Origin of the sequence: Acinetobacter lactucae, from assembly GCF_013344765.1 — a bacterium.
GTDB classification, from domain to species: Bacteria; Pseudomonadota; Gammaproteobacteria; order Pseudomonadales; family Moraxellaceae; genus Acinetobacter; species Acinetobacter lactucae_A.
The window spans coordinates 1-11,299 of sequence record NZ_JABVBF010000114.1 but is presented as its reverse complement, the minus strand read 5'-3'; the positions used below and the strand labels follow the sequence as shown (position 1 = coordinate 11,299).

Below are 11,299 nucleotides of genomic sequence, written 5' to 3'. Positions count from 1 at the left end.
GAGAGTGATCTTTTGTGGATAACTGCAAAATATGAATTTAAATTCAAATGAAGCAAATTAAAGTAAGATGATATCTTGTTTTGTTGATAAATATGTATATAAGGTGTGTATATATTAAAATTCCTAATAAAAATAAGCAATTACTTTGTGTGTAACTTTTGAAGCTATATATTGCATTGAATTATGGCAAGCATAAAAATAAGTAAAGAGAGTAAAAATTTGGGTTAAATACAAAACTTTCTTGGTTTTTCATTGACAGCGTAAACATTGCACAATAAAATCGCGGACCTTTATAGAAAGATCATTTTTGGGAGTTTCAATATGAAACGTACTTTCCAACCATCTGAATTAAAGCGTAAACGCGTTCATGGTTTCCGTGCTCGTATGGCAACTAAAGCTGGTCGTCAAGTATTAGCTCGTCGTCGTGCAAAAGGTCGTCATAGCTTAACTGTTTAATACTGTTACGCTGACCAGACTTGGGTGTGATGACACTTTACAGTTTTAGCACAGACGTGCGAATACGCTGTGCTGCAGATTATAAAAGTGTATTTGATGGTGCGCTTTTTAAAGTGCATCAACCCCATTTTTTATTTCTTGCAAAATTAACCGAACAGCCTAAAAGCCGTTTGGGTATTGTTGTTGCTAAGAAAAAAGTGCGCCGAGCGCATGAAAGAAATCGAATAAAACGTCTTGCTCGTGAGAGCTTTCGTCTACATCAGCCGAATTTTGGATCAGACATAGATGTTGTGGTGATGCCGAAAGTTGGTATAGAAACGATTACGAATGCTGAGCTATATCAACAATTAGATTTTGCGTGGCAAAAATTACAGCGCTTAGCAAAAAAACATTCTAAAGTTGGCACAACCTCGCAGAATTAAGAGATAGCCAATGGTCCGTTTTCTACGTTGGTTGATTCGACTGTATCAAATTGCGATTAGTCCGCTTCTTGGACCCCGTTGTCGTTATATCCCGACTTGTTCCCAATATGCGATAGAAGCATTGCAAACTCATGGTGCGATAAAAGGCGTTTGGTTATCTTCTAAACGAATTTGTCGTTGTCATCCGTGGGGAGGATCTGGATATGATCCGGTACCGCCAAAAGCAATTCGTTTTATTTCGTTTCATCAAATAGATTCTCAAACGCATCATGTTGCTGTACCCTTTCGTGATCGTTTACTGAAGCAAAATCTCTCTAACCATTTGGGGTAATAGATATGCAACAATGGGCCAGGTTTGCAATTCTCGGGGCCATGTTTGTCACCGCATATTTGCTCATTTTGGCTTGGCAAAAAGATTATGGAAATGCTGCAACTGCACCGCAACAACAAGCGGCGGCTGTAAGTTCGCATGAAGTATCTGCTGATTTGCCAAATGCTAAAAATGCAACAGTGGCTTCCGATGTGCCACAAGCAAATATTGCGCAGTCACAAACCACAGATGCAACTGCACCTGTGAATCAACAGCTTATTTCAGTACAAACTGACCTTTACCATATTTGGATCAATCCAAAAGGTGGTGATATTGTTCGTATTGAATTACTCTCACACGACAAAAGCAAAGACAGCGATCAACCTTTTGTTATGCTTGAAAATGATGCCAAGCGTACATATGTTGCTCAATCTGGCTTAATTGGTTTGAATGGACCAGATAGTAGTCGTGGTGGTCGTCCATTATATGCTGTTGAAAAAACATCATATACTTTGGCTGATGCTAAAGGTGTACAGGATCAAAAGGGTCAAACTGGAAAAGTTTTAAACGTTCCGATGGTATTTAAAACACCTGAAGGCGTTGAAATTATTAAAACTTTCACTTTCACCCAAGGTCAATATCCAATTGTTGTAAAACATCAAGTCATTAACCGTAGCCAACAAAGCTGGCAAGGTCAGATGTTTGGACAATTAAAGCGCGATAATTCTGATGATCCTGGTAAATCTTCTCAAGGTATTTTCACTTTAGGAACTTTCTTAGGTGGAGCTTGGGGAACACCTGATGCACATTACAATAAGCTTAAATTTGCTAATTTCTCAGAAGAAAAAGTAAATACAGAAGCGAAAGGTGGATGGGTTGCGATTGTTCAGCATTATTTTGTCAGTGCTTGGATTCCTGGAAATCTTAAGTTAACTCAAGCGAATGGCCAACCATATGTGGCTAAACTTGAATCTCGTCAATCTGCTGATCATATGAATATCATTGGTTTTACTTCACCAGTGATTAATGTTCCGGCAGGCACTTCAATGGAAGTGGATGCAAAACTTTATTCAGGTCCGAAAGTACAATCTGAATTAAAAGATTTAGCTGTCGGTTTAAATCAGACTGTTGATTATGGTTGGTTATGGCCGATTGCTAAGTTACTGTTCTTAGGTCTTCAATTCTTCCATAACATCGTGGGTAACTGGGGATGGTCAATCATTTTACTTACGATTTTAGTAAAATTGATTTTATGGCCTTTATCTTCAAAAAGTTATCGTTCTATGGCGAAAATGCGTGTAATTGCACCAGAAATGCAACGCATGAAAGAAGAGTTCGGTGAAGACCGTATGCGCTTCTCGCAAGAAATGATGGCTTTATATAAGCGTGAACAAGTAAATCCACTTTCAGGCTGTTTACCATTGTTGCTACAAATGCCAATTTTCCTTGCTTTGTACTGGGTACTCATGGAAAGTGTGGAATTACGTCATGCACCATGGTTAGGCTGGATTCAAGACTTGTCAGCAATGGATCCTTGGTTCATCTTGCCGTTAATCATGGGTGTTACCATGTTTGCTCAGCAAATGTTGAACCCGCAACCAGCTGATCCAATGCAGGCAAAAGTGTTCCGCATTATGCCGATTATGTTCACAGTATTTATGTTGTTCTTCCCAGCAGGTCTCGTGCTGTACTGGATTGTGAACAACAGTATTACTATTTTACAGCAGTCGTTTATTAATAAGAGCGTTGAAAAAAGTCGTTTAAATAAGACTGAATCAGCTTCTTAATCGTTGAACTTTTGCTGAATAAATCCGCTTAAGATGGTAATCTTAGGCGGATTTTTCTTTGGCTGGATTTTAGGTTTTTAGGTGAATAATATGCAAAGTCAAACCACGATTGCCGCAATTGCAACGCCACCAGGGCGTGGTGGTGTGGGCGTGATTCGCCTATCTGGACCTAAGGCTTATGAAATTGCTCAAAACCTGACACAAAAAAAATTGCCTGAAGCGCGTATGGCGGGTTTTCGTAAGTTTTATGATGCTGATAGCAGCATTATGGATGAAGGGATTGTTCTATGCTTTCCTAATCCTCACTCGTTTACAGGTGAAGATGTTGTAGAGCTACAAGGTCACGGTGGTCCGGTCATTCAAAATGCCTTGCTTGGACGCTTATTTGAGCTTGGTGCAATTGCTGCAAAAGCCGGTGAATTTTCCATGCGAGCTTTTGAAAATGGCAAGATGGATTTGGTACAAGCGGAAGCGATTGCCGATTTGATTGATGCGACTTCGCAAGCTGCGGCACGCTCTGCAGTTCGTTCTTTACAAGGCGCTTTTTCAACAAAAATTAATACCGTTTTAGAAAAACTGATTCATTTACGCTTACATGTTGAAGCCGCAATTGATTTTCCTGAAGAAGAAATCGATTTTTTGGCAGATGGCAAAATTTTAGCTTTACTTGAAGATGTTCAGCAGTCGGTACATGCTGTTCAAACCTCTGCACGACAAGGGCAATTATTACGTGAAGGTTTACAAGTTGTTATTGCTGGTAAACCAAATGCGGGTAAGTCGAGCTTGTTGAATGCGCTTGCTGGTGTTGAGCGTGCAATTGTGACTGATATTGCTGGTACAACTCGTGATGTATTGCATGAAAAAATTAGCTTAAATGGTCTACCAATCACTTTAACAGACACAGCGGGCCTTCGTGAGACGGGTGACATCGTTGAAAAAGAAGGGATTCGTAGAGCAATCAAAGAAATTGAACAGGCTGATTTGTTATTGCTGGTTTATGATTTAAATCAAGGTGATGATCCATTAAAACTTGCTCAAGAATATTTTGCTGAGCACATTGAACCACGTCGTTTAATGTTAATTGGTAATAAATGCGATTTAACTGGTCAATTAGCTGAAATAAGCGATTTTCAAGGGTTCCGTCATATAACCGTTTCTGCAAAACAAGAAATGGGCGTACAAGGCCTCGTAGATGCGATTACAGCGCATGCAGGCTTTCAGCCTGAGGAAGACACCTTTATTGCGAGAACACGTCATTTAGACGCAATGAAGCGCACACAGCTCTATCTTTCAGAAGCACGCGAGCAACTTGTTGTGTTTAACGCGGGTGAACTGGTCGCTGAGTCTCTACGTCTTGCCCAAAATGCTTTAGGGGAAATTACTGGTGACTTTAGTGCCGATGACCTATTAGGCAAGATTTTTGGTTCATTCTGTATTGGAAAATAATTACAAAATTCTGAATGATGCACATGGCTGTGTCATTCAGTCACCTCGTTAACCATATCTTTTTAGAATCTTAAGAAACTTATCTAATTCATTCTGATCAACTTGTGCTTCTTTGAGCACATGGTGATGTAAATGCTGTTCCATTAATTCACTCATCAAACCGTTTATCGCCCCTTTAATTGCAGCAACTTGTTGCAGTATTTCTATGCATGAAATATCTGGCTGTTCAACAGCATGCTCAATACTATTAATTTGTCCTTTTAGTCGTTTTACACGATTAACTATTTTTTTATCCTGACCGACGTGACTCATCTGTGTTCTCTTGTATAATTTAATATACTAGCAGGGAGTATATTTGGTTTAAATATTATGTAGGATCATAGTGTATCACGTCATCATCAATATCAGTTTGATGGACCTTCTAAAAACAACTTATGTTCCACGTGAAACATTGGCATAATTGAGTGGGAGTTTGGTTATAACTCGGTAATCAGTTCTGTTTTAAAAAGCTCAACTGATTAAAATGGTTTCTCTCCTACTATGAGTCGGTTTTATGCTTAAAAAATTAGGAATATTGGCACTATTTAGCTTAACTGTAAGTGTGAGTTCCGCTAATGTGGATACTGTTAGGGAAAATATTAAAAAACAATATCCTAATTTAAAAATTAGCAATATTCAGAAAACTGAAATGCCTGGGCTATATAGCGCTAATCTCGATCAGCAAATCATTTATGTGGGTGAAGATGGGCAACATATGTTTGTAGGCTCTATGATTCGGTTAAAAGACCAAAAGAACTTAACCAAAGATCTGGTTTTAGGACAGAACTCAATTGATTGGAAACAGCTGCCTCTAAAAGATGCAATTAAAACAGTCAAAGGTAATGGTCAGCATGTTTTAGCAGTATTTTCTGATCCAAATTGTCCTTATTGTAAGCAACTTGAACCTGAACTCGACAAGCTTAAAGACGTGACTATTTACACGTTTATCTATCCTTTAAAACCTCAGTCTATTGTGGTTTCTAGACAAGTTTGGTGTGCACCAAATCAATCTTACTCATGGAAAAAACTGATTCAACAAGGCGTTAAACCAACAGTTACGAGCTGTGAAAACCCGATTGACCGTAATTTGGAACTAGGAAAAAAACTAGGTTTTAATGGCACCCCAACCTTAATTTTTGCAAATGGTTTTAAACTAGTTGGAGCGCGTTCTGCTGAAGAAATTCAGGCAGTTTGGAAAGAGTTAGGCCTTTAAAATAAATTAAAAAAAGCACCAGAAGGTGCTTTTTTTAATGAATTAAATTTTAGCTTTTTCGTGCAATCAAGTTGTAGATAAAAAGAATAATGACAGCACCAATCACGGATGCGATAAAGCCCGCAACTGAATTTTCACCGTAAAGTCCAAGTAAACGGCCACCATAAGTGGCTAAAAGTGAACCTGCAATACCAATCAAGGTAGTTACGATGAAACCTGCTTTATCGTCCCCTGGATGTAAAGCACGAGCGATTAAGCCAGCAAAGAAACCAACCACAATAGCAACAATAAGTGACCACATATTTGTTCTCCAGTTGTTTTTTTGATGAAGTTAATGATTTTGCTTCATATTCTATCGTGCGATAGAGCTGTCTATTTTGTCTGTAGCAGATTGCGACTTTTTGTGTCTTTTTTGTTCAAATCTCGGGTTTTATATAAAAAAATAGCACCTTGCGGTGCTATTTATCTGAAACTTATAAACCAATTTCACCAATAAATGGCAAGTGGCGATATTTCTGGTCGTAGTCTAAGCCATAACCCACAATGAATCTGTCTTCAACTTCAAAACCTAAAAATTTCACTTCGAGTTCAATTTCACGGCGAGAGGGTTTACTCACTAACGTGCACAATTGAATCGAATTTGGCTCGCGAGTTTGCAACATTTCAACGACTTTGCTTAAGGTATTGCCTGAGTCGATAATGTCTTCAACAACCAATACATCTTTACCGCGAATTTCACCGTCAAGATCTTTTAAGATTTTAACATCTCGACTTGAAGTCGTACCGCCGCCGTAGCTAGACACTGTCATGAAGTCGAGTTCATGCGGTTTGGTAATTGTACGACACAAGTCTGCCATGAAAATAACAGAACCACGAAGTAGTCCAATAAGGACTAATTCTTTATCACTATTTGCATAGTGAGCGTTAATTTGCTCGCCGAGCTCTTTGACTTTTGCTTGAATTTCTTCGGTTGAAATCATGATGCTCATTGCAACAGTCATGGCAGATTCCTACAAGATATAAAAGAAAAAATAAAAAAGGTGTTGACCTGCAACACCTCGAAAATCTGAGTTAATGGTAAAATTTTAAAGCAAAAAGAAGTTTCATGCACCCTTTGATGGCTGTGAAATTTCATCATTTTGCGGACTATGTCGATCACGCCTTAATGCAAGAGCACATATTCCAAATAATAACAAAAACTTAACCACCCGATTTTTCTTGGGCTGTTTCTTTTTGATAAGCACGTTTTCCATAAATATAAGTCGCCTCAATATTACGGTCATCACCTAAAGTGAATAATGCAAACAGAGAATCTTCAATAGATTTGGATTTAGACTGGCGAAGTTCCTGTAATGCTGTTGGCTTGAGATTCAGTACCACAAAGTCTGCTTCTTTACCGACGTTGAAGTTGCCTAACTGATCTTGCAAATCAAGCGCCTTTGCTCCACCTAAAGTTGCATGATAAAGTGCTTCATAAGCTGAAAGTTTATCGCCTTGTAACTGCTGAACCTTATAAGCCTCGTTAACAGTTTGCAATAAACTAAATGATGTACCAGCACCGATATCTGTACCCAAGCCCACTTTTACTTGTTTTTCCCATGTTTTTTTCAATGGGAATAAACCACTGCCTAAGAACAGGTTTGAGGTTGGGCAAAATGCGATAGCAGACTGCGTATCATGCATGCATTGCCATTCTTCATCTTCTAAGTGAACGCAATGAGCAAAAACGGAACGTTTACCAGTCAGGCCATAATGTTGATAAACATCTAAATAGCCAGCTTGTTCAGGAAATAAAGATTTCACCCAAGCGATTTCATCTTTGTTTTCACTTAAATGAGTATGTACATAAACATCTGGAAACTCTTGTTTTAACTGCCCTGCTCTTTCTAATTGTTCAGGTGTAGAAGTGGGTGCAAAACGAGGCGTAATTGCATACAGAGCACGGCCCTTACCATGCCATTTTTCAATGAGTGCTTTGGTGTCGCTGTAAGCCGTTTCTGGCGTGTCACAAAGCGCTTCAGGGGCATTGCGGTCCATAAGTACTTTACCGGCAATTAAACGCATCTGAACGCGCTCTGCGGCTTCAAACAAAGCATCAACTGACTCAGGATGAACTGTACAGAAAACCAGTGCTGTGGTTGTACCATTTTTTAAGAGTTCTTGAACAAAGAACTGGGCAATTTCATTTGCATATGATTTGTCTTGAAACTGGATTTCTGTTGGAAATGTATAAGTATTGAGCCAGCTTAAAAGTTGTTCGCCGTATGCTCCCACCATTTCGGTTTGCGGGAAGTGAATATGGGTATCAATGAAGCCAGGTACAATCAATTGTTCTGGGTAATGTTGAACCTCAACCCCAGCTGGTAGATGTTGCTGAGCCTCTTCCCATGTACCAAACCACTTGATTTTTCCATGTTCACTAATCAATACACCATCTTCTAAATAACGCACTTGATTTGGAATATCAGTTGGCTCAGAGACGGTTTGCTGGATATCTAAAAAACGACCACGCACAACGGTGGTATTTGCGATCAATGACATGGAAAGCCTTTATATTTTCACTTTTTTCGATTGATTGTACCCCACTTAGCCAAGATTTAAACGGTATAACGTTTACTTAGTCCCCATTCAGCCAAAATCCGTCGATAAGTCGTTGATGAACGGTCTGCTTCAAAATGTGCTTCCATCATTAAATCAAGCGGTAGCTCTTCTGGCTTTTGTGATTCGACCATGTCTTGGTCTTCAGCAAAAATTTGCGCATTAAATGCGTATACCTTTTCTAAATCACCTGTCTGATCAAAGTTGCGGGAGAGAGGAACAAATAAACGGGTTTTATTACTTGAGATAGGACAACAAGCATTCAAGATTTTTAAGACACCACCTTCTGGAAAATCGACCGTGAGTACGGCTGAAAAAGGTGGATAGACATCAAAGGTACGTTTCCACAAAAAGCCTTCTGGTTCGAGATGTTTTAGTTCATGCGGATAATTACTGACATTGCTGATATAGACCGTTTTTAAACCATAGTCGGTACGTTCAGTGTGATATTTAGGGACGATAGGATTATCACGATTCGCAAAGGCATTGTGATGTACCCACGCAAAATGAGCGACATCGATAAATCCTTCAAGTTGACGTCCGCTAGAACCGCCAATATCCACAAAAGGCGGTAAAATTGATTGATGCTCTGCATGCTCCCAAGTATCTAATACTGGAATATTGGCTCTAGCAATATCACGACTATGAATACTGGTCCAAATGAGACCATAACGTTCAATAACCGGAAATTTGGTCAGAGAAAAACGATCAGAAATTTTAGTTAGTTCGGGTTGAGCGGGTATTTGGGTACATTTCCCTTCGCTGTTATAGCGTAGACCATGATAAGGACACACAATTTCCTCACCATCGACCCAACCTTTGGTCAAAGGCACCCCACGATGTGGACAAATGTCTCGGGCCAGATGAATTTCACCGCTTTCGGTTTTATAGAGGGCCATGTTGACGTCTAGTAGAGTGACGCGTTGAGGTGCAGTAGAGACATCTTGAGTACGTGCGACGGGATACCAATGGTTCGATAAAATTTCCCAATCTTTTGCTTCAAAACTGCTGTTACATGGCATGGCAAGGGGCGTTAAAGTTGGAATCGCATTCATGGCATCACTCCTTAAAAAAAATCAGGGCTCTCACGAGCCCTTAAAATCTAGGCTTTTTTCTTTTTAGGAGATGCAAAGAGCTTGCCAATATTGATTTTTAATTAAAGAAATAAGAATAAAATTATTAAATTACATAAGATTAAGTCATTATATTTTTGAATTTTTGTTCTAGTTTAGCTTTAAAAACCAAAAATTATTATTCGCTATATATTTAAAATGCACTGATTGACTGCGTGGAAGGCACAATAAAAAAGCACCTAAAAAGTGCTTTTTAAAATACCTCTAGGTATTTATTACTCGACAAAATAATGCGCTGCAAAGTGAGCATCATTACCAATAATGTCATAGCAATCTTCACGAATAGACATACCTGCGCATTGATGACCGACCATCCATAATCCGAGTGTAGGGAGTTGTCCTGAAAATAATGGGGTATCTACCCATTTCTGTATGACATAACCGTATTTGTCATAGTCATCAAAATAAAAGCTACCAGAAGCCGCGCCTTGGTCATGACCATCTTGTAAAACTCGAATATTGGCCCCTTCCCTTGCCAAAATCGGCTTTTTCACCCATTTGCCAGACAAAGCTTGTTGCTGGTCATAGGTATGGGTTTCAATCAATAATGGATGGTTGGGGTAACGCTTCCAAAGCTCAACCAGAATGGCTTTATTTGAAAGTAACATTTTCCAGCAAGGTTCAATCCACTGTGTTTGTGGGTGGATATATTGAGAAAATGCTTCTTCCCAGATCCATTCCCATGGATAGAGCTTGAATATGTTTTGAATGGGCTGATTATGGAGATCAACAAAATCTTGCCCGTTCCAGCCTATGTTCTCCATAGAAAGCTCGGAAACTTGTAGATGAGCTTGATAAGCGGTATCCATCAAGTACTCTAAATTACCCCAGTCTTCCCTTCCAGCCTCCTGACAAGCAGCAAAATGCACATGGCTTGCACGCGGTAAAATTGTTTTCCAGCGTTTAATCAGGTCTTCATGAATGCTATTGAATTGATCTCGGTTTGCAATGCCTGAGACTTGTTCTATCCACAGCCACTGCGCGACAGAGGCTTCGAGTAAGCCAGTCGGCGTGTCGGCGTTATATTCCAGCATTTTGATATTTCGCCCATCGTAAGCGAAATCAAAGCGGCCATAGAGCATAGGCACATTCTGTTTCCAAGAATGTTCAATATGGCTTATGGCAACTTCAGGAATTTGAAAATAAGTTGGATAATTGCCCCGTTGAATGAGATCTCCTACCACCGATAAACACATCTGATGCAGTTCATTTGCTGCATCTTCAAGTTGTTCAATCTGCTTAAGTGTGAACTCATACGCAACTCCTTCAGACCAGTAAATTGAGCCATCAAGAGAAGGTAAATTAAAATAATCGAAACCAATATTTTGATGCTCCACTTGCCAGTCTGGGCGTGGAGTAAATATTTTTCTTTTCATATTAAGTGAATACCTAAAGACTTAGCCGCCGAAAGAAAAACCGCTACGGCCAAAACCACCACGAATTGGGGATGAAAAAGACGAACTTTTCGCTGTGCTTGAAATGATGGGACGACCCACACTCAAATTGCTGTAAGGATGTAAGGTATTGCCGTGATAAGAAACTTCCCGATTATTTTGATAATACGCAGGCCCTAAATAGCGGGTTCCAACATAACTAGAACCATGCCCACTTGAGCTATTTTCTTCTTCACAAGTTTGGGTATTCCAGTCGCGAGCACAGTCATATTGGTTGTTATATACGTCTTGTACTAAAGGACCATCATTATGGTTACATGCCGTGAGTAATAAAGGGACCACGACAAGATTAATTTTTTTAGAACGCATGAGACTCCACACATTTTAATAAGTATGTTCGGCATAAAATACCGAATAGCTGTTATCTATTATGTTTCTGATTAGGAAAGATAAATTTTAAGTTGGCATATGATATTGATTAGCTCTTTTAAAGTATAGATC

At 39.3% G+C, this 11,299-nt stretch carries 13 protein-coding genes; 6 read left to right on the top strand and 7 right to left on the bottom strand.

Annotation, left to right across the window (positions count from 1 at the left end; translation table 11 throughout):
• Nucleotides 1-321: 321 nt before the first annotated feature.
• From rpmH to mnmE, 5 genes are all read left to right on the top strand, one after another.
• Nucleotides 322-456, top strand: a complete 135-nt coding sequence (gene rpmH, locus HUN22_RS11905) for a 50S ribosomal protein L34 (protein WP_000831329.1) — start codon at nt 322-324, stop codon at nt 454-456.
• 29 nt (nt 457-485) lie between these two features.
• On the top strand, nt 486-878 hold the full coding sequence (gene rnpA, locus HUN22_RS11900) for a ribonuclease P protein component (RefSeq protein ID WP_005063921.1): 393 nt from the start codon (nt 486-488) through the stop codon (nt 876-878).
• Between the two features lie 10 nt (nt 879-888).
• Nucleotides 889-1,209, top strand: coding sequence for a membrane protein insertion efficiency factor YidD (gene yidD / locus HUN22_RS11895; RefSeq protein WP_003656027.1), 321 nt, complete (start codon nt 889-891; stop codon nt 1,207-1,209).
• A gap of 5 nt (nt 1,210-1,214) precedes the next feature.
• Nucleotides 1,215-2,975, top strand: a complete 1,761-nt coding sequence (yidC, locus tag HUN22_RS11890; protein ID WP_174729570.1) for a membrane protein insertase YidC — start codon at nt 1,215-1,217, stop codon at nt 2,973-2,975.
• A 90-nt stretch (nt 2,976-3,065) separates the two neighbouring features.
• Complete coding sequence (gene mnmE / locus HUN22_RS11885; RefSeq protein ID WP_174729568.1) at nt 3,066-4,421, top strand: tRNA uridine-5-carboxymethylaminomethyl(34) synthesis GTPase MnmE; 1,356 nt, start codon at nt 3,066-3,068, stop codon at nt 4,419-4,421.
• 48 nt (nt 4,422-4,469) lie between these two features.
• On the opposite strand, the gene HUN22_RS11880 is transcribed toward mnmE, so the two are convergent.
• Nucleotides 4,470-4,733 (bottom strand): metal/formaldehyde-sensitive transcriptional repressor, encoded by a 264-nt coding sequence (locus tag HUN22_RS11880; protein WP_174729565.1) that lies wholly within the window; start codon nt 4,731-4,733, stop codon nt 4,470-4,472.
• Nucleotides 4,734-4,974: 241 nt separating this feature from the next.
• On the opposite strand from HUN22_RS11880, the gene HUN22_RS11875 reads away from it, so the two are divergent.
• On the top strand, nt 4,975-5,673 hold the full coding sequence (locus HUN22_RS11875) for a DsbC family protein (protein ID WP_174729562.1): 699 nt from the start codon (nt 4,975-4,977) through the stop codon (nt 5,671-5,673).
• Nucleotides 5,674-5,722: 49 nt separating this feature from the next.
• Here the strand turns inward: HUN22_RS11875 and HUN22_RS11870 are convergent, their stop codons facing one another.
• From HUN22_RS11870 to HUN22_RS11845, 6 genes are all read right to left on the bottom strand, one after another.
• Nucleotides 5,723-5,974 (bottom strand): GlsB/YeaQ/YmgE family stress response membrane protein, encoded by a 252-nt coding sequence (locus HUN22_RS11870; RefSeq protein WP_125739819.1) that lies wholly within the window; start codon nt 5,972-5,974, stop codon nt 5,723-5,725.
• A gap of 172 nt (nt 5,975-6,146) precedes the next feature.
• Complete coding sequence (gene hpt / locus HUN22_RS11865) at nt 6,147-6,674, bottom strand: hypoxanthine phosphoribosyltransferase (protein WP_174729559.1); 528 nt, start codon at nt 6,672-6,674, stop codon at nt 6,147-6,149.
• Between the two features lie 199 nt (nt 6,675-6,873).
• On the bottom strand, nt 6,874-8,214 hold the full coding sequence (gene guaD, locus HUN22_RS11860; RefSeq protein WP_174729556.1) for a guanine deaminase: 1,341 nt from the start codon (nt 8,212-8,214) through the stop codon (nt 6,874-6,876).
• A 56-nt stretch (nt 8,215-8,270) separates the two neighbouring features.
• On the bottom strand, nt 8,271-9,326 hold the full coding sequence (locus tag HUN22_RS11855) for an aromatic ring-hydroxylating oxygenase subunit alpha (RefSeq protein ID WP_174729553.1): 1,056 nt from the start codon (nt 9,324-9,326) through the stop codon (nt 8,271-8,273).
• Between the two features lie 293 nt (nt 9,327-9,619).
• Nucleotides 9,620-10,780: a glutathionylspermidine synthase family protein gene (locus tag HUN22_RS11850; RefSeq protein ID WP_174729550.1), complete on the bottom strand. Its 1,161-nt coding sequence runs from the start codon at nt 10,778-10,780 to the stop codon at nt 9,620-9,622.
• A 21-nt stretch (nt 10,781-10,801) separates the two neighbouring features.
• Complete coding sequence (locus HUN22_RS11845; RefSeq protein ID WP_174729547.1) at nt 10,802-11,167, bottom strand: hypothetical protein; 366 nt, start codon at nt 11,165-11,167, stop codon at nt 10,802-10,804.
• Between the last annotated feature and the right edge of the window lie 132 nt (nt 11,168-11,299).